25 protein-coding genes and 1 other RNA gene are annotated in these 23,091 nt (G+C 64.2%); 13 read left to right on the forward strand and 13 right to left on the reverse strand.

What is annotated here, in order from left to right:
* Position 1: 1 nt before the first annotated feature.
* The 11 genes from VNZ93_RS18605 to tkt form a co-directional block, all read right to left on the reverse strand.
* A complete protein-coding gene (locus VNZ93_RS18605; protein ID WP_325708533.1) occupies positions 2–985 on the reverse strand; it encodes a flagellar motor protein MotA in 984 nt (327 codons plus the stop codon).
* 290 nt (positions 986–1,275) lie between these two features.
* On the reverse strand, positions 1,276–1,815 hold the full coding sequence (locus VNZ93_RS18610; protein WP_325708536.1) for a hypothetical protein: 540 nt from the start codon (positions 1,813–1,815) through the stop codon (positions 1,276–1,278).
* Complete coding sequence (locus VNZ93_RS18615; protein ID WP_325708539.1) at positions 1,815–2,612, reverse strand: inositol monophosphatase family protein; 798 nt, start codon at positions 2,610–2,612, stop codon at positions 1,815–1,817. The genes VNZ93_RS18610 and VNZ93_RS18615 overlap by 1 nt, the downstream gene beginning before the upstream one ends.
* Before the next feature lie 33 nt (positions 2,613–2,645).
* A complete protein-coding gene (efp, locus tag VNZ93_RS18620) occupies positions 2,646–3,212 on the reverse strand; it encodes an elongation factor P (RefSeq protein WP_325708542.1) in 567 nt (188 codons plus the stop codon).
* 66 nt (positions 3,213–3,278) lie between these two features.
* Positions 3,279–4,229, reverse strand: a complete 951-nt coding sequence (locus VNZ93_RS18625) for a tetratricopeptide repeat protein (RefSeq protein ID WP_325708544.1) — start codon at positions 4,227–4,229, stop codon at positions 3,279–3,281.
* Between the two features lie 29 nt (positions 4,230–4,258).
* Positions 4,259–4,906 carry a thiamine phosphate synthase gene (locus tag VNZ93_RS18630; protein WP_325708546.1) on the reverse strand — a complete coding sequence of 216 codons (648 nt, stop codon included), beginning with the start codon at positions 4,904–4,906 and terminating at the stop codon, positions 4,259–4,261.
* A 127-nt stretch (positions 4,907–5,033) separates the two neighbouring features.
* Positions 5,034–6,059, reverse strand: coding sequence for a class I fructose-bisphosphate aldolase (locus VNZ93_RS18635; RefSeq protein WP_325708548.1), 1,026 nt, complete (start codon positions 6,057–6,059; stop codon positions 5,034–5,036).
* A 78-nt stretch (positions 6,060–6,137) separates the two neighbouring features.
* Complete coding sequence (locus VNZ93_RS18640; protein ID WP_325708551.1) at positions 6,138–7,328, reverse strand: phosphoglycerate kinase; 1,191 nt, start codon at positions 7,326–7,328, stop codon at positions 6,138–6,140.
* Between the two features lie 113 nt (positions 7,329–7,441).
* Positions 7,442–8,449, reverse strand: a complete 1,008-nt coding sequence (gene gap / locus VNZ93_RS18645; RefSeq protein WP_325708554.1) for a type I glyceraldehyde-3-phosphate dehydrogenase — start codon at positions 8,447–8,449, stop codon at positions 7,442–7,444.
* 65 nt (positions 8,450–8,514) lie between these two features.
* On the reverse strand, positions 8,515–9,324 hold the full coding sequence (locus VNZ93_RS18650) for a lipopolysaccharide kinase InaA family protein (protein WP_325708557.1): 810 nt from the start codon (positions 9,322–9,324) through the stop codon (positions 8,515–8,517).
* A gap of 101 nt (positions 9,325–9,425) precedes the next feature.
* A complete protein-coding gene (tkt, locus tag VNZ93_RS18655) occupies positions 9,426–11,414 on the reverse strand; it encodes a transketolase (RefSeq protein ID WP_325708560.1) in 1,989 nt (662 codons plus the stop codon).
* 221 nt (positions 11,415–11,635) lie between these two features.
* Here tkt and VNZ93_RS18660 point away from each other — a divergent pair, with 221 nt between their 5' ends.
* The 9 genes from VNZ93_RS18660 to VNZ93_RS18700 all read left to right on the forward strand — a co-directional run bounded on the left by VNZ93_RS18660 (position 11,636) and on the right by VNZ93_RS18700 (position 18,759).
* Positions 11,636–11,917, forward strand: a complete 282-nt coding sequence (locus VNZ93_RS18660) for a DUF4164 domain-containing protein (RefSeq protein WP_325708563.1) — start codon at positions 11,636–11,638, stop codon at positions 11,915–11,917.
* Positions 11,918–11,941: 24 nt separating this feature from the next.
* Entirely contained in the window at positions 11,942–12,331 is a 390-nt protein-coding gene (locus VNZ93_RS18665; RefSeq protein ID WP_325708565.1) for a cell division protein ZapA, read from the forward strand.
* Positions 12,332–12,397: 66 nt separating this feature from the next.
* Positions 12,398–12,556, forward strand: a non-coding RNA gene (ssrS, locus tag VNZ93_RS18670) — 6S RNA.
* Between the two features lie 125 nt (positions 12,557–12,681).
* Entirely contained in the window at positions 12,682–13,269 is a 588-nt protein-coding gene (locus tag VNZ93_RS18675; RefSeq protein WP_325708568.1) for a 5-formyltetrahydrofolate cyclo-ligase, read from the forward strand.
* A gap of 11 nt (positions 13,270–13,280) precedes the next feature.
* Positions 13,281–14,108, forward strand: a complete 828-nt coding sequence (locus VNZ93_RS18680) for a TIGR00282 family metallophosphoesterase (protein WP_325708571.1) — start codon at positions 13,281–13,283, stop codon at positions 14,106–14,108.
* A 50-nt stretch (positions 14,109–14,158) separates the two neighbouring features.
* Positions 14,159–15,370: an alpha/beta hydrolase family protein gene (locus VNZ93_RS18685; RefSeq protein WP_325708574.1), complete on the forward strand. Its 1,212-nt coding sequence runs from the start codon at positions 14,159–14,161 to the stop codon at positions 15,368–15,370.
* Positions 15,371–15,457: 87 nt separating this feature from the next.
* A complete protein-coding gene (locus VNZ93_RS18690) occupies positions 15,458–16,627 on the forward strand; it encodes a dienelactone hydrolase family protein (protein ID WP_325708577.1) in 1,170 nt (389 codons plus the stop codon).
* A 132-nt stretch (positions 16,628–16,759) separates the two neighbouring features.
* Complete coding sequence (locus VNZ93_RS18695; RefSeq protein ID WP_325708580.1) at positions 16,760–17,506, forward strand: YebC/PmpR family DNA-binding transcriptional regulator; 747 nt, start codon at positions 16,760–16,762, stop codon at positions 17,504–17,506.
* 29 nt (positions 17,507–17,535) lie between these two features.
* A complete protein-coding gene (locus VNZ93_RS18700; RefSeq protein WP_325708583.1) occupies positions 17,536–18,759 on the forward strand; it encodes a benzoate/H(+) symporter BenE family transporter in 1,224 nt (407 codons plus the stop codon).
* Positions 18,760–18,764: 5 nt separating this feature from the next.
* Here the strand turns inward: VNZ93_RS18700 and VNZ93_RS18705 are convergent, their stop codons facing one another.
* A complete protein-coding gene (locus tag VNZ93_RS18705) occupies positions 18,765–19,538 on the reverse strand; it encodes a sulfite exporter TauE/SafE family protein (protein ID WP_325708586.1) in 774 nt (257 codons plus the stop codon).
* A gap of 101 nt (positions 19,539–19,639) precedes the next feature.
* Between VNZ93_RS18705 and ruvC the strand changes: the two genes are divergently transcribed.
* Complete coding sequence (gene ruvC, locus VNZ93_RS18710) at positions 19,640–20,146, forward strand: crossover junction endodeoxyribonuclease RuvC (protein ID WP_325708589.1); 507 nt, start codon at positions 19,640–19,642, stop codon at positions 20,144–20,146.
* Positions 20,147–20,167: 21 nt separating this feature from the next.
* Here ruvC and VNZ93_RS18715 read toward each other — a convergent pair whose 3' ends face one another.
* The gene (locus tag VNZ93_RS18715; RefSeq protein WP_325708591.1) at positions 20,168–21,151 is read right to left on the reverse strand and encodes an alpha/beta hydrolase; all 984 of its coding nucleotides are present in this window, start codon (positions 21,149–21,151) and stop codon (positions 20,168–20,170) included.
* 69 nt (positions 21,152–21,220) lie between these two features.
* On the opposite strand from VNZ93_RS18715, the gene ruvA reads away from it, so the two are divergent.
* The 3 genes from ruvA to ruvB all read left to right on the forward strand — a co-directional run.
* Positions 21,221–21,838 (forward strand): Holliday junction branch migration protein RuvA, encoded by a 618-nt coding sequence (ruvA, locus tag VNZ93_RS18720; RefSeq protein WP_325708594.1) that lies wholly within the window; start codon positions 21,221–21,223, stop codon positions 21,836–21,838.
* A 25-nt stretch (positions 21,839–21,863) separates the two neighbouring features.
* Positions 21,864–22,280 carry a cytidine deaminase gene (locus VNZ93_RS18725; RefSeq protein ID WP_325708612.1) on the forward strand — a complete coding sequence of 139 codons (417 nt, stop codon included), beginning with the start codon at positions 21,864–21,866 and terminating at the stop codon, positions 22,278–22,280.
* A partial coding sequence (gene ruvB / locus VNZ93_RS18730; RefSeq protein ID WP_325708597.1) for a Holliday junction branch migration DNA helicase RuvB occupies positions 22,277–23,091 on the forward strand: 815 nt, incomplete at its 3' end. The genes VNZ93_RS18725 and ruvB, both read left to right, overlap by 4 nt.

Here is a 23,091-nt window from a genome sequence, read left to right on the forward strand (position 1 = left end):
CCTACGACTTCACGCGCTCGCGCGAGAGCGTTTCCAGCACCTTGCGGATTTCCTGGTTTTGCTCAGCCTGCGAATCCGCCCAGTCCCGGATCATCTGCTGCTCGGTGCGCATGTGGTGCACGAGCCCCTGGATCGCTTCGGCGAGGTTGGCCATGGCTGCGGTCGCAGCCTTGTTGCCGCCGGTATCGGCCACCGTCTCGCGCAGCCGCTCGATTGCGACCTTCATGTCCGGAGCAAGAGGCGCGGCGGCGGCCGTCGAAGGGCCGGCAGTCACGTCATGCACGGTGGTCGAAAGCCAGTCCTCAAGGTCGGTATAGAACCGGTTCTGCGCCTGGCTGGTTTGCAGATCGAGGAAGCCAAGGATCAGCGATCCGGCGAGGCCGAACAGCGAGGATGAAAAGGCGATGCCCATGCCGCCGAGCGGTGCGGCGAGGCCTTCGCGCAGCGTCTCGAACACGGAGGCCGGGTCGCCGCCGGGCTTGAGCGTCTCCACCACCTTGCCGACCGAGCCCACGGTCTCGATGAGACCCCAGAAGGTGCCGAGAAGGCCGAGGAAGATCAGAAGACCGGTCAGGTAGCGCGACAGATCGCGCGCCTCGTCCAGCCGGGTCGCGATCGAATCGAGGATGCCGCGCATCATCTGGGTCGAGATCGCCATGCGGCCGAGCCGGTCGCCCAGCATGGTCGCCATCGGCGCGAGCAACGACGGCGGGCGTTCAACCGCGATGCCGGGATCGGCGAGGCGGAAGCTGTTGACCCAGGCGACTTCGGGGAACAGGCGCAGCACCTGCCGGAAGGACAGGATGATGCCGATGAGCAGAACGCCGAGAATCAGACCGTTCAGGCCGGGATTCGACATGAAGGCGCCGAGGATCTGTCGGTACAGCACGAAGGCGATCAGGCCGCACAGCACGAGAAAGACGAGCATCCGCACAAGGAAGATGCGCGGGGAGGAAAGCTTGTGAGGGTCGAATTTGCGAGCCATCGCTGGCCAGCCTTTCATGAAAATGCGTGACGTCAATATGGCACAGACTAGGCGAAATAGAACCCGTCGGGACACAGACCCGCGATCGCGTTTGAACCGTTCGAAATCCCGTGCGCCGTTTTGGGAAAGCGGAGATCGGAAACGGTTGCGCGGGCGCTGCGGTTCCACCATCACATTCGGATTTGTGATTATCGGCGGGGCCGTCGTGCTCCGATTCGACGCGCGGCTCTGGAGCGCCTGGCGATTGGGCCTTGATCGGTCAGGCCCGGCAGCCGCATGCCGTGCGCGTGTCAGTTGCCGGATGATGCCGGCGGGACGATCGCGAGCGTGTCGAGATATTGCAGGCACCAGGTCGGACTGATTGACCATTCGCCCTGGTCGGAGCATTCGAGAAACAGCACATGCTGGCCGAGCGCGACGCGGCCGGCGATGTCTTCGATCGCGCCGCCGCTGCCGCCCTCGGATTTGCCGAGATGTCGATAATGCACAACGCGATCCGCGCGTTTGCGATCGGGGCGGCCGCTTTCGTCGCGCATGAGGTATTGCTGGTCGAAATCCAGGCCGGGCTTTTGCGGCGCTGCGAGTAGCAGCATGACCCGTTGCCGACGTTGTCGCTTGTGCTCGTAGAAAATGACGCCGTCTGTTCCCTGATCCCGCATGCCTGCGTCTTCCGGCAGCGAGATCGCATAGCGAACGCCGCCGACAGTGAATTCGAAGCGCGTCAGCTTTTCTTTCGTCTCCGCGGCGGGAGGCAGCGCGGGCTGGTTGTCGTTGCAGGCGCTGACCAGCGCGAGGGCCGAGAGCAGGAGGAGGGCTCCTGCGCTGCGCATTACGCCACGCCGGTCCGTTTCAGGATTGCCAGCAGGTCCTTGAGAAGCGTCTCGTTACCGGCGCAGATGTGACCCTTGGCGAACATCGCGTCGGTACCGTCACAATCGCTGACGAAGCCGCCGGCTTCGCGGACGAGCAGAATGCCCGCCGCCATGTCCCAGGATTGCAGGTTGCGTTCCCAATAGATGTCGAGACGCCCGGCGGCGACGAAGGCGAGGTCGAGTGCGGCAGAGCCGAAGCGGCGCAGTCCGGCGACCCGCTCCTGGACCGCCGCGAATTCGGTGCGGAATTCCGCGAGTCCCCCGCGGCCCCGATGCGGCAGTCCGCAGGCAACCACCGCATCCTCCATCGAGCGGCGGCCCGCGACGCGCAGGCGCTGGTCGTTGACGAAGGCGCCTTTGCCTTTTTCGGCGATGAACATCTCGTCCGAGATAGGATTGTAGACCAGCGCGGCCACCATGGTGCCCTCGCGCTCGAGCCCGATCGAGATCGCGAAATGCGGGATGCCGTGCAGGAAATTGGTCGTGCCGTCGAGCGGGTCGACGTACCAGGTGTGGCTCTTGTCCGGACCTTCGATCCGGCCGCCTTCCTCGCCGACAAAGCTATAGCCCGGCCGCGCCGACATCAGCTCTTCGCGGAGCGTCTGCTCGGCCTTGCGGTCGGCGGCGGTGACGAAGTTCGCGGGTCCCTTGATCGAAACCTGCAGCTTCTCGACTTCACCGAAATCGCGATTGAGCTGCCGCGCGGCTTTGCGCGCGGCCTTCATCATCACGTTGAGGAGGGCGGAATGCTGCATGAATTTCTGTTTTTCCCTCCTCCGGAGGAGGGATCAATCTGCCCTGCGAACGTAGGTGACTTCGTTGGTGTCGACGACGATTTTTTCGCCCGCGGTAATGAAAGGCGGGACCAGAACGCGCAGCCCGTTTTCAAGCTTCGCCGGCTTGTACGACGATGAAGCGGTCTGCCCCTTCACCACCGGATCGGCTTCGACGATCTCCAGCGTCACGTAATCGGGCAGCTTGATGCCGATCGGCCGCTCCTCGTGCATTTCCAGCGTCACGGTCATTCCGTCCTGCAGGAAGGCCGAACGCTCGCCGACGAACTCCTCAGCCAGTTCGAGCTGCTCGTAGCTGTCGGTGTCCATGAACACCAGGCTGTCGCCCTCCTTGTACAGAAACTGGAAGTCCTTCTGCTCGAGACGGGCGCGCTCGACGCGCTCGTCGGAGCCGAAGCGGTTGTTGAGCTTGCGGCCGTCGATCAGGTTCTTCAGCTCGACCTGGTTATAGGCGGGCCCCTTGCCGGGTTTCACCGCCATGGTCTTCACCGCGACCCAGAGCGTGTCCTGGTACTCGATCACGTAACCAGGACGAATTTCGTTGCCATTGATCTTGGCCATGCGGTGTTCCGTGCGCTTTTTCGGGAGTCGTATCGCGCCGCCATGTGCCCGGCGGCTCTGCCGCCGTCAAGTGCGGGAATTCGCGATGATGAACAGCCAGGGGTCGGCCTCTTTCCGGGCCGCCGCGCGGACCTCTTCGGTCTGCTTGGCCATGTATTCATCCAGGAAGGGATCGCTGGCGCCGGCGGCCTTGGAAATGATGTGCCATTTCACCGCCTCCTTGGGGTTTTCCGGCAGGCCCCGGCCGGTGGCGTAGATGCGGGCAAGGCGATTCTGCGCGATCGGAGCCCCCCGGCGGGCCGCCTTGCGCAGGAGTTGGGCAGCCGCAGCCTCGTCCTTGGCGATCCCGGTGCCGTTATGCAGCGCGATGGCGTATTCCACCTGCGCGTCGAGATGGTCCGCGAGCGCCGCGAGCGCGAGCAGGCGGGTCGCCTCCTTGTCGTCTTTGGGAACGCCGCGGCCTTCCTTGTGCATCGTGGCCAGCGCGTATTGCGCTTCGCGATTGCCGGCCTGGGCGGCCTGCCTGAACAGTTCTGCGGCCCGCGCGAAGTCGCGGGGGAACTGCATCCCCTCGAGGTAGAGGAGCCCGAGATTATAGGCGGCGGCCGGCTGTCCGAGCTTGGCCGCGCTTGCGAACAGCGTTGCCGCCGCATTGCGGTCCTGCGCGCCGCCGCGCCCGGCCAGGCGCATCATCGCGAGCGAGAACATGGCCTCGCGGTCGCCGCGCTCGGCCGCCTTGGCGTACCATTCGACCGCCTTGGCGTCGTCCTGCGGGACGCCGAGGCCGCTGCCATACAGAACGCCGATCAGCGTCATGGCCTTGGGATCGCCATTCGCGTCGACGCGCTTCTGCGCCTCGGCGAGAGCCGACAGGTAATATCCGCGCTGAAATTGGGCATAAGCGACGTCGCCCGGATCCGCGGGCGGCGTCTGCTGCGGGGCGGCTGCTGCGGGCGGCTGCGAGGGCGTTGCCTTCTTTGCGGCGGCATGGGCGTGCGCCGCCGCGAGCGACAGCACGAGTGCGAGGGCCAGAGCGCGTGAACGCGTCATACCGCCGTCTCCGGGAGCACGAGGCGGCTTTGCGCATCCTTGAGTGCCGCCTCAAGGCCGCGCGGGTCCGCGAATACGGCGTCGCCAACGGCAACGAAATCGGCGCCGGCGGCAACCAGAGGCGCGATCTCGTCGAGTGCGGTCGCATAAGCAACGCACGGAATTTCGAACACCTCCGACCACCACGACACCCGCTCGATGAGCGCCTCGAGCGAGGGCCGTGCATTGTCGCCGAACATGACATAGTCGGCGCCGCCCTCGGCCGCAGTCATGGCGTCGTGACGCGTTTCGAGGCCGCCGACGCCGGCAATGCGATCAGGTTTCAGCGAGCCGACCGCGCTCTCGAACGATGCGATGCCAGTCAGGTGGGCGCCGTCCGCGCCCGCGCGCGCGACGATCTGCGGATAGCCGTCGATGAGCAGCGCCACGTCGGCGTTCTGCACTGTCGGTGCGATCGCCTTGACGCGGTTGATCAATGCGCGATCGTCATCGGCCGGCAGCCGCATCAGGACCGCGGCAACATCCGCGGAATCGAAGGCGGTCATCAGGCCGAACTTGAGAGCCTGCGGATCGGCAGCGGCCGGCGTCACAAGATAGAGACGCGGGTCCGGCCGGTCGTCGTCGTGAGGTCGCGGCGATGTCATCCGGTAACCCGATGTGTCGGCAATCGGGCGGCAGTTTGGCGCATTAGCCCTGACCTGCTGATTCCCGCGTCAGCGGACATCAGTGCAAACTGTCGTCCCCGCTGTCGCGGGAACGACCGGTTCCGGCCTACGCCGCCTTCTTTTCCAGGTCCTGCTTCCACTGACCGAGGGAAGCGAGGCCGTTCATCATCGCGCGGTGGGTGAATGCGCGCTGTGCGGCGGCGACATTCTCCGCCTTGCCGGACCAGGCCTTCTGCGGGGCAGCCTGCAATGCGCGACCGTAGGAGAAGGTGAGCTTCCACGGCAGATTGCCGATCTTGTTCATGGCGTCGAGATGAGCGGTCGCCTCTTCGTCTGACTGGCCGCCGGAGAGGAATGCGATGCCCGGAACGGCGCCCGGCACGCAATCCTTGAGCATGCGCACGGTCTTCTCGGCGACTTCTTCCACCGAGGCCTTCTTCGCGCTCTTCTTGCCGGGCACGGCCATGTTCGGCTTCAGCACGATGCCTTCCAGCTCGACGCGCTGGTAGTAAAGCTGCTGGAAGGTCTCCTTCAGCACCCATTGGGTGACTTCGTAGCAGCGGTCGATGTCGTGCGCGCCGTCCATGAGCACTTCCGGCTCGACGATCGGCACGATCTGCGCCTGCTGGCACAGCGCCGCATAACGGGCGAGCGCATGGGCGTTCGTCATGACCGCGGTGTGGCTCGGAATGCCGTCGGCGATGTCGATGACCGCACGCCATTTCGCAAAGCGCGCCCCCTGCTCGTAATATTTCGGCAGGCGATCGGCGAGCTTGTCGAGGCCCACGGTGATCAGTTCGCCGGGGCACTGCGGCAGCGGTTTCGTGCCTTCATCGACCTTGATGCCCGGAATAGCGCCAGTCTTCTTGATCAGTTCGACCAGCGGCGTGCCGTCCTTCGCCTTCTGCCAGATGGTCTCGTCGTAGAGGATGACGCCGGAAATGTATTTCGACATCGCCTCGGTGGTGCGGAACATCAGCTCGCGATAGTCGCGGCGATTCTCTTCCGTGTTCTCGGTGCCGATGGCGTCGAAACGCTTCTTGATGGTGCCGGTGGATTCGTCGGCGGCCAGGATGCCCTTGCCGGGCGCGACCATTGCTTCGGCGATCTTGTTCAGGTCTGCGAGGTTCATCGGATGCTCCTGGAGGCGCGGTAAGCCTGTATTTGGCGTGGTTTTACATTGCCAGCGGGGCGTGCGGGAAGGGGAAGGTCACTTTGCCCTCAGCACTTCGACGCCCGGCAACGCCTTGCCTTCACAAAATTCAAGGAAAGCGCCGCCTGCTGTGGAAATGTAGCTGAAATCGTTTGCGACGCCGGCGTGATTGAGGGCGGCAACGGTGTCCCCGCCACCCGCGATCGAGACAAGCTTGCCGGCCTTGGTGCGTTCCGCCGCGTGACGCGCTGCCGCAACCGTACCGCGGTCGAACGGCGGCAGTTCGAACGCACCGAGCGGGCCGTTCCAGAGCAGCGTGCGCGCATCCTCGATGGCGCGGTTCACGCGCTCGATCGAGAGCGGCCCGACATCAAGGATCATGCCGTCGTCCGGGATCGCGTCGAGCCCGTAAGCCTGCGAGGGAGCGTTCGCCTCGAACTTGAATGCAACAATCGCGTCGACCGGCAGGATGATCGCGCATTTCGCGGTCTCGGCCTTGTCCATGATGCGGCGCGCGGTGTCGGCGAGATCCCGCTCGGCCAGCGACTTGCCGATCTTCACGCCCTGGGCATGCAGGAAGGTATTGGCCATGCCGCCGCCGATCACGAGCGCGTCGACGCGGCCGACGAGATTTTCCAGAAGGTCGATCTTGGTCGAGACCTTGGCGCCGCCGACGATCGCGATCACAGGTTTTGCGGGCGCGACCAGCGCCTTCGACAGCGCGTCGAGTTCGGCCTGCATGGTGCGGCCGGCATAGGCGGGCAGCTTGTGGCCGAGGCCTTCGGTCGAGGCATGTGCCCTGTGCGCCGCGGAGAATGCGTCGTTGACATAGATGTCGCCGAGGTCGGCGAGCTTCTGAACGAACGCCGGATCGTTCTTCTCTTCTTCCTTGTGGAAGCGGGTATTCTCCAGAACGAGAACGTCGCCCGGCTTCATCGCATCAATCGCCGTCTTCGCCGGTGCGCCGACGCAGTCCTCCGCGAATGCGACCGGTCTTTTGATCACCTGCGAAAGAGCGGCTGCGACGGGGCGAAGCGAGTCCTTTTCGTCGCGTCCTTTCGGCCGGCCGAAATGCGCGAGCATAATGACCTTGCCGCCCTTGTCCGCGATCTCGGTAATGGTCGGCGCGACGCGTTCGATGCGCGTTGCGTCGGTGACCTTGCCGTTCTCCATCGGAACATTGAGGTCGACGCGCAGCAGCACGCGCTTGTTGTTGAGGTCGGCGGTATCGAGGGTGCGGAAGGTCATTGCGGCATACTCACTCTCGTCATGCCCGGCCTTGGGCCGGCCATCCACGTCTTTCGTGGCTCCAAGACGTGGATGGCCGGGACAAGCCCGGCCATGACGAAGAAGAGACAGACTTAAATCAGCTTGCCCATCGCGACGGCCGTATCGGCCATGCGGTTCGAGAAGCCCCACTCGTTGTCGTACCACGACATCACGCGCACCAGCGTGCCGTCCATCACCTTGGTCTGGTCCATGTGGAACACCGAGGAATGCGGATCGTGGTTGAAGTCGATCGAGACATTGGGATCGTTGGTGAAGCCGAGGATGCCCTTCAGCTGCTGCTCGGCGGCGCGCTTGATCGCGCCGTTCACTTCGTCCTTGTCGGTCTTCTTCTTGGCGACGAACTTGAAGTCGACGACCGACACATTCGGCGTCGGCACGCGGATCGCGACGCCGTCGAGCTTGCCGTTCAGTTCCGGCAGCACGAGGCCGACCGCCTTCGCTGCGCCCGTCGAGGTCGGGATCATCGAGAGTGCCGCTGCGCGCGCGCGGTAGAGATCCTTGTGCATCGTGTCGAGCGTCGGCTGGTCGCCGGTATAGGCGTGAATCGTGGTCATGAAGCCCTTTTCGATGCCGACGGCATCGTTCAGCACCTTGGCGACCGGAGCGAGGCAGTTGGTCGTGCACGACGCATTCGAGACCACCACGTGATCCTTGGTCAGCTTGTCGTGGTTCACGCCAAAAACTACGGTCAGGTCGGCGCCGTCAGCCGGGGCCGAGACCAGGACGCGCTTAGCGCCGGCGGTCAGATGCGCCGAGGCCTTGTCCTTCGACGTGAAGATGCCGGTGCATTCCAGCGCGATATCGACGCCGAGGTCCTTCCAAGGCAGCGTGGCCGGATCCTTGATTGCCGTCACCTTGATCGCACCGTTGCCGACCGAGATGGTGTCACCTTTCACCGTGACTTCGCCCGGGAAGCGGCCGTGGACCGAGTCGTAGCGCAGCAGATGCGCGTTGGTTTCGACCGGGCCCAGATCGTTGATCCCCACCACCTCGATGTCCTTGCGGCCTGATTCCGCGATCGCCCGCAACACGTTACGGCCGATGCGGCCAAATCCATTGATGGCGACGCGAACTGTCATGATGCGGGACTCCCGGCTGGCTTGGGCTGAATTTGGCCCCGCATATAAAGGATTTTCGACGCAACTCAAATCGCGTCAGGAACCTTGCGCGGAGCACGGTAAATCGCGCGCATCAGAGCGTGAATCTGGCGGATTTCGCGCTTGCCCGTATTCCGGAACGGATACAGGGCGGCATAGGTCCCGAAGAACAGAACCGCCACCGCATACAGGAACTTGCGCACTCCGCCGGGGCCGTAGGCGCGCAGCGCCGTTTCCGCGAGCACGACATTCGGCTGGAAGAACGCCGCCGAATGCCCGAGCTGCCAGGTATCCCAGACCCGGCGCATGAATGGCGGGAGCCAGTTCTCCACGGTGTTTTCGAGGTCGATGAAGCCGATCTGCCCCTGATAGAGCGTCATGTTGTGAAGCCGCGCCGCGCCGTGCCAGCGGCCGGAATCGTGCAGGCGCCGGACCGCCTCCGCCGCCTGCCGGACCACCGGGGCGCGTTCCTCCGGCGGCGCCAGCGTCAGCACCGTTTCGAGGCTTGGCCCGAGGTCGGAGAGCACGAGGCAATACTGATTGCGGAACACCACCTCCGGCGTCAGGAAGCCGTGCCGACGGAGCGCCGTGAGGCTCTCGACTTCGTGCTCGCCAAGCGCTTCCTCGCCCTTGCCCGACAGCCGGGATCGCAAACGGTAGGCCAGCCTGGAAAGCGGATTGTCGAGGTTCTTGCTGAGGCGCTTGACCCAGTAGCGTCGTCCATCGCACTCGATTGGAAACACGCGCAGCGGATTTTCGGCCAGCCCGCGCTGCAAGAGTTCTACATCAAGAATGCCGGGATTTGGCTGCGCCGGAACCGAACCGGCCGTTCTCTGCAGTGAGCCTGTATCAGACACGTCGCGGCAGAGCCGGTGTCACAGCTCCCTCGCTGCGATGATGGACACCGCGTCAGTACGACAATGTCGCGCGATCCTGTCAAGAATCGCGTCAGGACGGACTACCGATGCCGGAATTTTGCCAGCGCCGCCGCCGCGACCGAGTCCGCGGTGATGCCGAAATGGCGGTACAGGTCCTTCACCGGCGCGCTCGCCCCGAAGCTGTCCATCCCGACGAAGACGCCATCGGAACCGATGATCGCGTCCCAGCCCTGGCGAACGCCGGCTTCGACCGCGACATTCACCTCGGCTCCGCCGATGATCGCATGGCGTTTCTCGGCCGGCAGGGCGAAGAACAGTTCGAAACACGGCACCGAAACGACGCGCGCAGGCTTGCCTTGCCGGTTCAGCAATTGCGCAGCCTCGACCGCGATCGCGACTTCCGACCCGGAGGCGAAGATCGACACATCGACATTGTCGCCTTCGACCGGAAGGATTTCGTAGGCTCCCGACGCGCAGAGGTTGCTGGTGGTGTAGGACTTCCGCAGCTGCGGCAGGTTCTGGCGCGTCAGCGCGAGCACACTCGGTGTGTCCTTCGCGCGCAGCGCCAGGTCCCAGCACTCGACGGCTTCGACCGCATCGCACGGCCGGAACACGTTGAGGTTCGGGATCGCGCGCAGAGCCGCGAGATGCTCGACCGGCTGATGCGTCGGTCCGTCTTCGCCGAGGCCGATGGAGTCGTGCGTCATCACATGGATGACGCGCTCGCCCATCAGCGCAGCCAGGCGGATCGCCGGGCGGCAATAATCCGAGAACACGAGGAATGTTCCGGAGAACGGGATGATGCCACCATGCAGCGTCATGCCGTTCATCGCGGCGGCCATGCCGTGTTCGCGAATGCCGTAATGGATGAAGTTTGCACCGTAATCGGAGGCCGACATCGCCTTCATCGACTTGGTGCGGGTGTTGTTGGAGCCGGTCAGGTCGGCCGAACCGCCGATCATTTCGGGAACGGCGGGCACGAGGCTTTCGAGCGCGAATTCGGACGAGGACCGGGTCGCGATATCCTTCGGAGCCTCGGCGAGCGTCCGCTTCACCTTCTGGACCGCGCTCTCGAGCGCGTTCGGCAATTCGCCCTTGATGCGACGCTCGAACTCCGCCTTCACGTCGGGCGCAAGACCAGCGAGCTTCTTGTCCCAGGCCTTGCGAATGTCTTTCGAGCGCTGACCTGCCTCACGCCAGGGCTTCAAAACGTCGTCAGGAATGACGAACGGCTCGTGCGTCCATCCAAGTTTCTCGCGGGCGCCCTTGATCTCGTCGGCGCCGAGCGGGGAGCCGTGCGACTTCTCGCTGCCGGCCTTGTTCGGCGAGCCGTAGCCGATGGTGGTCTTGCACGCGATCAATGTCGGGCGGTCCGCACCCTGCGCCTTTTTCAGCGCGGCGGCGATCGCTTCGGGATCGTGTCCGTCGATACGCTCGGCGATCCAGCCAGCGGATTCGAAGCGCTTCACCTGATCGACCGAATCCGACAGCGACAGCTTGCCGTCGATGGTGATGCCGTTGTCGTCGAACAGCACGATCAGCCGGTTGAGCTTGAGATGGCCCGCGAGCGCGATCGCTTCCTGGCTGATGCCTTCCATCAGATCGCCATCGGAGCAGAGCACGTAGGTGCGATGATCGACCACATCGCCGAAGACAGCATTCAGATGACGCTCTGCGATCGCCATGCCGACCGCGTTTGCGATGCCCTGGCCGAGCGGACCGGTGGTGGTCTCGACACCCGGCGTGATGAAATTCTCCGGATGTCCCGGCGTCTTTGAGTTGAGCTGGCGGAACCGCTTCAGCTCCTCGATCGTCATAGCCTCGTAGCCGGTGAGATGGAGCAGCGCATAGATGAGCATCGAGCCGTGTCCGGCCGACAGCACGAAGCGATCGCGGTCCGGCCATTTGGGATCGGACGGATCGAATTTCAGGAATTGCGTGAAGAGCACCGTGGCGATGTCGGCGGCACCCATCGGCAAGCCGGGATGGCCGGACTTGGCCTGTTCAACGGCGTCCATTGCCAGCGCGCGGATCGCGTTGGCCATGCGGTCGTGATTTGCGCGCGACATGAGAGGGTATCCGGGGAAAGTCCAACAATGCTGATGGGCGGGCATAGTCAGGCAGAACCGATGAGTCCAGCGTGAGCCACCGATCCGCCCAACATTCTCCCCGTACAAGGATGATGGGGATGATGAATCCACAGCGTTGACGCGGTTGAAGCGTCAATTTAGGCTAGGAGCCCTAACGCCTTGTGTCGCAACAGTTTTCGACCGAATGAGTGCTGCGTGACATGATCGATCCGAGTGCCATCGACGCCGCAATCCGCAGGCTCGCTCTGGCGCTGGACGCGATCCAGGCGGCGGTCGACCGGAAGCGGGAGATCGATTCCGGCGGCAGCGGTGTCACGATGCAGCTCCAGGCGCTTGGCGTCGACCGTGCGCGGCTAGCGAGCGAGCTGGACGCGTCCGCCGCGCATGCGCGGAAACTGGAAGATACCAATCGTGAGGTTGCGCGCCGTATTGAGGTCGCGATGGACACGATCCAGAAGTTGCTCGACGAGCATGATCGCTAGACTTCGCGGTAAAGGGGACGAGCGATGGCGCAGGTGAATGTCACGATCAACGGCCGCCATTACCGCATGGGCTGTGAGGACGGGCAGGAGGATCACGTCACGCAACTTGCGATGGATATCGACAGTCGCATCGAGCAGTTGCGCGCGGCGCATGGCGAGATCGGCGATCAGCGCCTCACGGTGATGGCGGCGCTTACGGTTGCCGACGAGCTGACGGAATCGACGCGCCGCATCCGCCGGCTGGAGGAAGAGCTCGCGTCGCTGCAGGATGCCCGCGTGAATGCCGCCGAACGGGCGCAGCAGGCCCAGGCGGCCGTGGTCTCCGCTCTGAACGCCGCCGCCGAACGGATCGAGGATATGGCGCGCCAGATCAACCAGTCGGCGCAGCCCGGTCCCGACGTCGCGATGGGGTGAACATCGTCCCTCGCGGAAGCGATTTGTTCACTGGCTGAATGCATCTGCGCACACTACATTGCAGTGGCGGGGCTGCGGGGTGCGACTGGAAATATCATACTCCCGGGGCCTTACGATCCTGAAGGGAGCTGTCCCTGGCCGGGTCCGTGGATCCGGACATATGGCGCCCACCTACTTATGTAGGTTCCCGGGGTCGAAAATTCCGACGGCCATCGTGGCTCCGCACTTTTCCTTATCGTTCGTTTTTCGTCATGGCCGGGCTTGTCCCGGCCATTGACGTCTTTAGGTTCGCGCAAGCTGCAACAAGACGTGGGTGCCCGGCACAAGGCCGGGCACGACGGAGTGTCGTTTTGACAACGAACCAGACAATCGAAGCCTCGGACAAATCCGCCTTGCGCCAATCCGCGCTCGAACGCCGCGATGCGATGCCGGCGTCTGCGCGTGCGGCCGCAGTCGATGTCGTGACGCAGCGGCCGTTCCCGGTCGGGATTGCGCCCGGCATGGTCGTGTCCGGCTATTCACCGATGAAGAGCGAATTCAATCCAATACCCCTGCTGCGCAAGTTCGCGGATGCAGGCGCAAAGCTTGCGCTGCCGGTGACGCCCAAGCGCGGCAATCCGCTGATCATGCGCGCCTGGGCTTTCGGGGACGAACTCGCCTCCGGCGTCTGGGGTATCCGCGAGCCGAAGCAGGAATCGCCGGAGGTCTTTCCCGACGTGATGCTGGTACCGCTCGCGGCCTTCGACCGCGCCGGACATCGCATCGGTTATGGGGCCGGCTATTACGATATGACCATCGCGCGCATCCGGGCCATGAAGCCTGTCGTTGCCGTCGGGCTCGCCTTTTCCGTCCAAGAAGTCGCCCACATTCCGGCCACCGCGTTCGACCAGCAACTGGACCTTGTGCTAACGGAAGCCGAAACCATCGATTTCCGTTAGGGGAGCAGCGGTTGCGCATTTTGTTCATTGGCGACGTGGTGGGCCGCTCCGGGCGGGCCATGGTCAATCAACGGCTGCCGGGTCTGATCTCCGACTGGAAGCTCGACCTCGTTGTGCTGAACGGCGAAAACGCCGCCGGCGGCTTCGGTATTACCGAGACGATCTATCGCGAATTCGTCGATGCCGGCGCCGATGTGGTGACGCTCGGCAACCACGCCTGGGATCAGCGTGAGGCGCTTGTCTTCATCGAGCGGAGCCCGCGCCTCGTGCGTCCGCTGAATTATCCGAAGGGCACCCCCGGCCGGGGCGCTGCGATGATCGAGGCCAAGAACGGTGCCCGCGTGCTGGTGATCAACGCCATGGGCCGGATTTTTCTCGATCCCCTCGATGACCCCTTCGGCGCCATCGATCGCGAGCTGGACCTCTGCGCGCTCGGGCGCGACGCCGACGCGATCATGGTGGACTTTCACGCCGAGGTGACCAGCGAGAAGCAGGCCATGGGCCACCATCTCGACGGCCGGGTGACCGCGGTGATCGGCACCCATACCCATGTCCCGACCGCCGACCATCAAATTCTGCCGGGCGGGACCGCCTTCCAGTCCGACGCCGGGATGACCGGCGACTACGATTCCGTGATCGGCATGGTCAAGGACGAACCTCTGTCCCGCTTCCTGCGACGAATTCCTGCGACCAAGTTCGAGGCCGCAACGGGTCCAGCGACCCTGTGCGGCCTCGCGATCGAGACCGACGATGCAACCGGACTGGCCACGCATGTGGCGGCTGTCCGGCTTGGCGCGCGCCTGGAGGAAGCCGTGCCGCGCTTCTGGATACAGGCTTAAATCCGGCCCCGGGTCAGGGTCGGGAGGCGGCGCAAAAGGGACGCGCCGCCATGAGTTTCGTCAGCCAGCGTTTCGTCAGCCAGCGTTTCGTCAGCCGGAGCTTCAGCCGCAAAATTTCCGGCGCCGTGCTTGCAGGCTGCCTGATGGCGTTCGCCGCCGTGGCGAATGCGCAAACTCCTGCTGACGAATTCGTGAGCGAGAAGACGTTCTTCCGTACCAATATCAACGGCAAGAACGTCCGGCTCGAAGGCTTCATAGTGAAGCGCGCCGACCTGACAGGTCCGCTGCCGATCGCGCTGATCACCCACGGCAAGTCCGCCAATCTCACCGACATGCTGGCGCTGCGTGGCAGCGACTACGGACCGTATGCGCGCGATCTCGCGCGGCGCGGCTATCTGTCGGTCGTCGTGATCCGTCGTGGCTTCGGTCAGTCGGACGGCCCGCTACCGGTCAACGTGACCTGCGACACCAAGACGTTCAACGACTTCTTCAGCGCCGATGCCGACGACCTGCAGGGCGCGCTCGAGATCGCGGCAAAGCGCCCGGATGCCGATCCGCAGCGCGCGATCGCAATCGGCGTGTCGGCCGGCGGCGCCGCAGTGATGGCGCTCGCCGCACGCAACCCGAAAAACCTGCGCGGCGTGATCAACGTCTCGGGCGGTCTGCAAACGCCGGATTGTCCGAAGGAAGATGTGCTGGTGAATGCCTTCAAGAGCTACGGCATCGCCAGCCGCATTCCGAGCATCTGGATCTATGCGAAGAATGACAGCCTGTTTGGTCCGGCGCTCGTCGAGCGCATGCAGTCGGCGTATCTCGATGGCGGCGGCGACGTGAAGCTCGTGATGTTCGACAAGCACGGCAATGACGGTCACCAGATTTTCGCCGAGGCCGGTGGTCGCGTGAAATGGCTGATGGAGATGGACGCCTTCCTCACCTTCCACGATCTTCCGTCCACGAAGCGTGACCGTAGCGATGAGCTGATGAAGCAACTCAAGCTCAGTGACCGCAGCCGCAATTTCGTCGATCAGTATCTCGCCGCGCCGACCTTCAAGGTGATGGTGCAGACGCCGGACGGTCAGAACTACATGACGCAGTTCGGCGCCGCGACCCTGGATCTTGCCCGCAGCGCGGCGCTCGATAATTGCCGGACCCGTCACAAGACCGCCGAGCCCTGCAAGGTGATCATGGAGAATGATACCTGGGTCGGCCCGACCGCGCCGGAGCGCGTGGCGGCTGCCCCGGCCGAGAAGACAGTCCGTTAGAGCCCTGTTGACGCTGGCAGCGCAAAATCGGAACCGCTATCGTAACCTCGGAAGAGCGAACCGATGTGCGCTGATGTCGACACGGGAATGGCTCCGCACGCGGACGCTGCAGGGCGCCTTGCAGCGATCGCGGTGGCGTTGACGTGCGTGGCGCTTCTGTGCGCGGCTCTTTCGTCAAATGCGGTTGCGCAGGCGGCTCCCGATGAATTCGTGACGGAGCGAACCTTCTTCCGCACCACGATCGAGAACCGCACCGTTCGCCTCGAAGGCATGATCGTGAAGCGCGCGGATCTCACTGGAAGGCTGCCGATCGCGCTGATCACGCATGGCAAGTCATCGCATCTGTCGGACATGCTGAACAGCAGGGCCGCAGATTATTCGGGAACGGCGCGCGATCTCGCGCAGCGCGGCTGGCTCGCGGTGGTGGTGATGCGGCGCGGCTTCGGCCAATCGGATGGACCGATGGCGGCCATCGTGTCGTGCGCGACGACGAGCTTCGCGGACCGCTTCGCAGCCGATGCCGATGATCTGCAAGGCGCGCTCTTGGCCGTATCGAAGCGGACGGATGCCGATCCGAGCCGCGCCATTGCGATCGGCGTGTCGGCGGGCGGCGCTGCAGTCGTCGCACTTGCCTCGCGCAATATTCCGAGCCTTCGCGGCGTCGTAAGCGTCTCGGGCGGACTGCGCATGCCGGATTGTCCGAAGGAAGACGTGCTGGTGAATGCCTACAAGGAGTTCGGGCTCGCGAGCCGCGTCCCGAATCTGTGGGTCTATGCCAGGAACGACAGCTTCTTCAGTCCTGCGCTGGTCGAACGCATGCAGTCGGCGTACCTCGACGGCGGCGGTGACGTGAAGCTCGTGATGTACGAGAAGTTCGGGAACGATGGGCATTCGCTCTTCACTGCGGCGGCCGGCAGGCTGCAATGGCTTATGGAGATGGATGCCTTCCTGCGCTTCCACGGATTGCCGGCGGCGGGTCGCGACCGTGTTTCCGATCTGATGAAATTGCTGAAGCTCGAGAGCAGGCAGCGCGGTTTTCTCGATCGCTATGTCGCGGCGCCGACCTACAAGGTCATGGTGCAAACGCCGGACGGCAAGCATCACTTCACGCAATTCGGCGCCGCCACGCTGGAGGGAGCGCGCAAGGCCGCCATGGCGACCTGCGCGGAGCGCTACAAGGCTACGGAACCCTGCAGGATCGTCATGGAAAATGACCACTGGCTTGGCGGCGGCGCAGACGGGCGCGATCAGCCATAGTCTGTCGGCGGGTCGGCAGGCCGTCGACAATCGGGATGCGGCCGGCCCCGGGCTATCCGCAAAAGGGTTGAGCGGACTGCGCCCGCCGTCCTATAACGCCGCCGCGCTCACCGATTTTGCGGTCAAAGGTCCATGGCAGGTCATTCCCAATTCAAGAATATCATGCACCGCAAGGGGCGGCAGGATAAGGCCCGCTCCAAGATCTTCTCCAAGCTGGCGCGCGAAATCACCGTTGCCGCCAAGATGGGCATGCCGGACCCGAACTTTAATCCGCGTCTGCGTGCGGCGATCCTCGCGGCGCGCGCGGAAAACATGCCCAAGGACAATATCGAGCGCGCGATCAAGAAGAGCCAGGGCGGCGATTCGGAGAACTATGACGAGGTGCGCTACGAGGGCTATGGCCCGGGCGGCGTCGCGGTGATCGTCGAGGTCCTTACCGACAACCGCAACCGCACCGCCGGCGATGTCCGCGCAGCCTTCACCAAGAACGGCGGCAACATGGCGGAAACCGGTGCGGTGTCCTTCATGTTCGATCGCGTTGGGGTGGTCGAGTTCGACGCCAAGGTGGCGAGCGCCGATGACATGCTTGAAGCCGCGATCGAAGCCGGCGCCGAGGACGTCGTTTCGAGCGAGAACGGCCATGAGATCTTCACGGCGCAGGACTCGCTCGCCGAAGTCTCAAAGGCGCTCGAAGCGAAGTTCGGCGAGCCGCGCAAGTCCGCCCTGATCTGGAAGCCGCAGAACACGCTCGCGGTCAGCGACGAGCAGGGCGAGAAGCTGCTGCGCATGATCGAGGCTCTGGAAGAAAGCGACGACGTGCAGAACGTCTATGCCAATTTCGAGGTTTCCGATCAGCTCATGTCGAAGATGAGCGCCTGATCGACTGCACCCCATTCCGGGCACATTGAATGCCACTTGAAAAGCCGGTCCTCCCGCTGCCGCGCCAGCCCTGGTCGGAGTTCGGGACGGTTTATGCCGGCAACGCGTTTGTCGCATTCCTGTTTGCGAGTTCGGGCCCGGTCGCGATCATCCTGTCGGTCGGTGCGCGCGGTGGGCTCTCCGAATCCGATCTGGCGTCGTGGATCTTCGCGGTCTTTTTCCTGAACGGCCTGATCACGATTGCCTATTCGCTGCTGTACCGTCAGCCGCTCGCGTTCTTCTGGACCATCCCCGGCACCGTTCTGGTCGGCCCCGCGCTGACGCATCTCAGCTTTCCCGAAGTGATCGGTGCGTTTCTTGCGACCGGCGCCCTGATGGTCGTGCTCGGTCTCACCGGACTCGTTCGTCGCGTGATGGATGCGATCCCGATGCCGATCGTGATGGCGATGGTGGCCGGCGTATTCCTGCGTTTCGGGATCGATCTCGTGCACGCCTTCCGCGATGGATTCTGGATCGCGCTCTCGATGGCCGTTCCGTTCTTTGCGCTAACGGCGATGCCGCGGATCGCGCGTGTCGCGCCGCCGCTGATCGTCGCGCTGATCACCGGCGCGATCGCGGTCTGGCTGCTTGGCGCGTTCAATCCGCCGGCCGGTACCCTGTTCGAGTTTGCGAAGCCGAATTTCCATGCTCCGCAATTCTCGTGGCAGGCGATGGTGGAACTGGTGGTGCCGCTGGCCATCACCGTGCTGGTTGTCCAGAACGGGCAGGGCGTCGCGATCCTGACCGCGAGCGGACACAAGCCACCGGTGAATTCCATCACCTTCATATGCGGCGTCGGCTCGCTGATCACCGCTTGTTTCGGTGCGGTATCGACCTGTCTGACCGGACCTTCCAATGCGATCCTCGCCAGCTCCGGCGAAAAGAAACGGCAATACACGGCCGGGATATTTCTCGGCATTCTGGCGCTCGGCTTCGGGCTTACCTCGCCGTTCTTCACGCGCCTGCTGCTGGCAACGCCGCCGGCCTTCATCGCGGCCCTTGCGGGGCTCGCCATGCTGCGCGTGCTGCAGACGTCGTTTCAGATCTCATTCCGTGACAAGTTTACTTTCGGGGCGCTGATCTGCTTCGTGGTCACGGTCGCCGATGTGCCGATCTTCCGGATTGGCGCGCCGTTCTGGGGGCTCGTCTTCGGCATCGCGGCTTCGCATCTGCTCGAGCGCGCCGACTTCAAGCGCGAGATTCCGGCGGCCTAGGGCTGCTAGCGGAACAATTCGTCGAACAGCGGCAGGCTGACGATAGCCGACAGCGCGATGATCGCGTAGGCGACGCGCCGATAGGCTTGATCCGACGCGCCACGGAACAGATAAGCGCCCGCCGCCATTGCGACGATGAACATTGGTCCGAGCAATACGGACAGCACCAGCACGTCGGCCGTGAACAACCCGCGTGCGTAATAGATGACGCCCGACATGATCGCGAGGATGGCAAAATACACCATGAGATTGGCGCGGATCACGTGCGCGCTGCTCGGTCCGCCAAGCCAGTAGATGATCGCCGCCGGGCCCGCGATCTGCGCCGCGCCCGAACCGAAGCCGGCGACCAGCCCGACCCCGATCGATGCCGGCAGCGTCGGCGGCGCGCTGTAGCGCCAGCCCGATGCGAGAACGAGCAGCAGCGTCCCGACCAGAATTGCGATGAACCAGCGCAGGATGTTGGGATCGAGATATTCCAGCGCGGCAACGCCAATCGGAATCGTGCAGATCGCCGCAATCGACACCGGCGCAACCTCGCGCCAGTTGCAGCGCCGCGTCAGCGGCACGGTGAAGGGCGCGCTCGCGGTGAAGTCCACGATCAACAGCGTCAGCGCAGCAATCCGTGGCTCGTAGATCGCGGCCATCAGCGGGACGTAGATCAGCGCCGAACCGAAACCGGAAAAGCCGCGAACCAGCCCCGCGACGATGGCCACGGCGGCAGCAGCTGCGAAGCGTGGCTCGGCAATGAGCCCTGCGGCAATAGCGTAAAAATCGGTCACGTCGTGTCCCGGCTGGCGCAAATCCATACCAGTCCGACGCATCCGGAGCGACGGACCGTGGCGCGGGCCTTCCATGCGTCCCGTGCTATGAGTTTGCCAGTATGCAGCGACCGATTCGCATTCTCGGCATTGACCCCGGGCTCCGCCGCACCGGCTGGGGCGTGATCGCGTGCGAGGGCAACCGGCTTGTCTTTGTCGCCTGCGGCTCCGTCGAGACAAACGAACGCGCAGAACTCGCGGCGCGCCTGGTCACGATCCATGATGGACTGGTCCGGGTGATCGAGGATTTCACCCCCGACGAGGCCGCGGTCGAGCAGACCTTCGTCAATCGCGACGGGGCGTCGACCCTGAAACTCGGGCAGGCGCGCGGCATCGCGATGCTGATCCCGGCGCGGGCCGGGCTGAAGGTCGCCGAATACGCGCCGAATCTCGTGAAGAAGACCGTCGTCGGCGCAGGTCATGCTGAGAAAGCGCAGATCCGCCTGATGATCGGTGTGCTGCTGCCCAAGGCCGATCCGCGTACCGACGATGCGGCCGACGCGCTGGCGATTGCGGTGACGCATGCCCATCACCGGCAAAGTGCGCTGCTCCGGATCGCGTCGGGCTAGATCTTTCCGTTGAAGCTGACCTCAAGGCCTGTCGGTGACGCGCTTCAGGAAAGCGCAGACCTCATCCACGCGCGGCCCCATGGCCGGTATCCAGCCCATCAGGTTGACGCTCGCATGGATCGTGCCGGTCCACAGGTGGAATTCGAAGGCGGAGCCTGCAGCTTTCAGTTTCTCGACCAGCATTGTCGTATCGTCATGCAGCGGATCGTATTCGCTCGCCGTGAGGAATAGCGGCGGCAGTCCGCGCAGGTCCGCGTGGAGTGGCGCGGCGAGAGGGTTCGTGCGGTCGGCCGCCTTTGAAAGATAGTAATTCCAATACCAGGCCATCTCGGGCGTCATGACGAGATACGGCCCGCCGCCGAAATCCTTTTCGGATTGCGTATTCAGGTCCGGAGCATAGCAGCCATAGATGCAGGCCGCGCCGCGCACCGGCGAGTTGCCGGCATCGCGGAGCGCGATCGTAGCAGCGAGCGCGAGATTGGCGCCGGCGGAGTCGCCTGCGACAGCGATGCGCGCCGGGTCGATGCCCCATTCGCCGCCATGCGTCGCGATCCAGCGGATCGCCGCGATGCAATCATTCAGCGGCACCGGGAAGGGATGCTCGGGCGCGAGCGCATAATCGACGCTGACCACACGCATGCCGGACCGCTTCGCAAGCTGGCGCGCAACGCCGTCATAGACGTCGATGTCGCAGACCACGAAGCCGCCGCCATGCAGGAAGACGATGGCCGGTCCCGGCGCGGGCACGCCCGGATCGTAGAGGCGGATGCGGATATCGCCGCTCGCCGCCGGAATGAGCCGCTCCTCGATATGCGCGATCGCAGGCGCGCCGGCCGAAACATAGAACGGCAGCAGACGGTTGATCAGGTCGCGCGCGCCCTCCGGACTGCGCATGAAAATCGGGGTTTCGCCTTCCGCGCCGGTATAGATGCGGTTGAGCACAGCGGCGGTCGCGGAGTCGAGTTTCGACCATTGGTCTTTGAAAAGCGCGGCAAAATCGGCCATGAAACCGTCCGGAGGCGTGATGGAAATTCGTGCTCTAATGCTTACCTCCGATTCGCACCCGACCGCGCGATGATTGGCAAACTCAAAGGCGTTATCGATTCCTACGGTGAAGATTACGTGATCGTCGACGTCCATGGCGTCGGCTATCAGGTGCATTGCTCTGCGCGCACGCTGCAGTCGCTGCCGGCGCAAGGGGAGGCGGCGACGCTTGCGATCGAGACGCATGTCCGCGAGGACCAGATCCGCCTGTTCGGCTTCACCAGCGATCTCGAACGCGAATGGTTCCGTCTGCTCCAGACCGTGCAGGGCGTCGGCGTGAAGGTTGCGCTCGCAGTGTTGTCCACGCTGCGTCCATCGGAACTGGCGAATGCGATCGCGCTACGCGACAAGGCCGCGATTGCGCGCACACCAGGCGTCGGCACCAAGGTCGCCGAGCGCATCGTCACCGAACTGAAGGACAAGACGCCGGCCTTCGGCGATATCGATCCGGCGGTGGTTCGACTCTCGGCGGACATGGACGAGAACCGCGCGCCGCAGCCGGTGCGCGACGCGGTCTCCGCGCTGGTCAATCTCGGCTATGGTCAGCCGCAGGCCGCCGCGGCGATCGCCGCCGCCGCACGCGAAGCGGGCGAGGGAGCCGATACAGCGAAGCTGATCCGGTTCGGGCTGAAAGAGCTGGCGAAGTAAAGGCGTAGGTGAAAGCGTGTCGAGCCTGACCGAGAAAGACAAGGAACTGATCGCCGCCGCAAGCGAGGCGATCAAGAAGCGCTATCGCAACGACTGGCAGGAGGTCGGTGCCGCCATGCGCACGCGCGATGGCCGCATCATTACCGGTGTCAACATCGACGCCTATCTCGGGCGCATGGCGGTGTGCGCGGAGGCGATTGCGATCGGACGCTCGATCACCGAAAGCGGCGACAACGGTATCGACACCATCGTGGCGGTGCGCCATCCGCGCCCGCACGAGGAGGATCAGAACATCAAGGTGGTTTCGCCCTGCGGTTCCTGCCGCGAACTGATCCACGATTACGATCCGAAGGCGCGCGTGATCGTGCCGGACGGGCCGGAGCCGTCGATCATGTCGATTGCGGAGCTGCTGCCGAACAAATACTGGCGGGGCAAGAAGTGAACGCATCCCGCCTTGTCTCCGCTGAACGCCGCGACGACGACGCGGACGCTTCACTGCGTCCGCAGAAACTCGGCGAGTTCATCGGACAGGAAAAGGCCAGAGCGAATCTCGAAATCTTCATCAAGGCGGCAAAGGCGCGGGGCGAGGCGCTCGACCACGTGCTGTTCGTCGGTCCTCCGGGCCTGGGCAAGACCACGCTGGCGCAGATCGTCGCGCGCGAACTCGGGGTCAATTTCCGCGCCACGTCCGGCCCCGTGATCTCCAAGGCCGGCGATCTTGCGGCGCTGCTCACCAATCTCGAAGAGCGTGACGTTCTCTTCATCGACGAGATTCACCGGCTCAATCCGCAGGTCGAGGAAATTCTCTATCCGGCGATGGAGGACTTCCAGCTCGACCTGATCATCGGCGAGGGACCTGCCGCGCGTTCGGTGAAGATCGATCTGTCGAAATTCACGCTGGTCGGCGCGACCACGCGCGCGGGCCTTCTGACCAATCCGCTGCGTGACCGCTTCGGCATTCCGGTGCGGCTCGATTTCTACACCGAGGCGGAGCTGGAGCAGATCGTGACGCGCGGTGCCCGCGTTCTCGGTGTCGGCATGACGAAGGACGGCGCGAACGAGATCGCCCGGCGCGCGCGTGGCACGCCGCGCATCGCGGGCAGGCTGCTGCGCCGCTTGCGGGACTTCGCCGACGTGCAGGGCAATGCGGCGATCGATCGCGCCGTCGCCGACAAGGCGCTCAGCGCGCTGGAAGTCGATGGCGCGGGGCTCGACGCGATGGACCGCCGGTATCTGACGATGATTGCGCTCAA

It is taken from the genome of Pseudorhodoplanes sp., from assembly GCF_035565795.1.
Classification (GTDB): domain Bacteria; phylum Pseudomonadota; class Alphaproteobacteria; order Rhizobiales; family Xanthobacteraceae; genus Pseudorhodoplanes.

Excerpts from the sequence above, each read along its gene's own strand:
- VNZ93_RS18605 (WP_325708533.1), bottom strand. The coding sequence starts at position 985 with ATGGCTCGCAAATTCGACCCTCACAAGCTTTCCTCCCCGCGCATCTTC.
- VNZ93_RS18610 (WP_325708536.1), bottom strand. The coding sequence starts at position 1,815 with ATGCGCAGCGCAGGAGCCCTCCTCCTGCTCTCGGCCCTCGCGCTGGTC.
- VNZ93_RS18615 (WP_325708539.1), bottom strand. The coding sequence starts at position 2,612 with ATGCAGCATTCCGCCCTCCTCAACGTGATGATGAAGGCCGCGCGCAAA.
- efp (WP_325708542.1), bottom strand. The coding sequence starts at position 3,212 with ATGGCCAAGATCAATGGCAACGAAATTCGTCCTGGTTACGTGATCGAG.
- VNZ93_RS18630 (WP_325708546.1), bottom strand. The coding sequence starts at position 4,906 with ATGACATCGCCGCGACCTCACGACGACGACCGGCCGGACCCGCGTCTC.
- VNZ93_RS18635 (WP_325708548.1), bottom strand. The coding sequence starts at position 6,059 with ATGAACCTCGCAGACCTGAACAAGATCGCCGAAGCAATGGTCGCGCCC.
- VNZ93_RS18640 (WP_325708551.1), bottom strand. The coding sequence starts at position 7,328 with ATGACCTTCCGCACCCTCGATACCGCCGACCTCAACAACAAGCGCGTG.
- gap (WP_325708554.1), bottom strand. The coding sequence starts at position 8,449 with ATGACAGTTCGCGTCGCCATCAATGGATTTGGCCGCATCGGCCGTAAC.
- tkt (WP_325708560.1), bottom strand. The coding sequence starts at position 11,414 with ATGTCGCGCGCAAATCACGACCGCATGGCCAACGCGATCCGCGCGCTG.
- VNZ93_RS18660 (WP_325708563.1), top strand. The coding sequence starts at position 11,636 with ATGATCGATCCGAGTGCCATCGACGCCGCAATCCGCAGGCTCGCTCTG.
- VNZ93_RS18665 (WP_325708565.1), top strand. The coding sequence starts at position 11,942 with ATGGCGCAGGTGAATGTCACGATCAACGGCCGCCATTACCGCATGGGC.
- VNZ93_RS18685 (WP_325708574.1), top strand. The coding sequence starts at position 14,159 with ATGAGTTTCGTCAGCCAGCGTTTCGTCAGCCAGCGTTTCGTCAGCCGG.
- VNZ93_RS18690 (WP_325708577.1), top strand. The coding sequence starts at position 15,458 with ATGGCTCCGCACGCGGACGCTGCAGGGCGCCTTGCAGCGATCGCGGTG.
- VNZ93_RS18695 (WP_325708580.1), top strand. The coding sequence starts at position 16,760 with ATGGCAGGTCATTCCCAATTCAAGAATATCATGCACCGCAAGGGGCGG.
- VNZ93_RS18700 (WP_325708583.1), top strand. The coding sequence starts at position 17,536 with ATGCCACTTGAAAAGCCGGTCCTCCCGCTGCCGCGCCAGCCCTGGTCG.
- ruvC (WP_325708589.1), top strand. The coding sequence starts at position 19,640 with ATGCAGCGACCGATTCGCATTCTCGGCATTGACCCCGGGCTCCGCCGC.
- VNZ93_RS18715 (WP_325708591.1), bottom strand. The coding sequence starts at position 21,151 with ATGGCCGATTTTGCCGCGCTTTTCAAAGACCAATGGTCGAAACTCGAC.
- ruvA (WP_325708594.1), top strand. The coding sequence starts at position 21,221 with ATGATTGGCAAACTCAAAGGCGTTATCGATTCCTACGGTGAAGATTAC.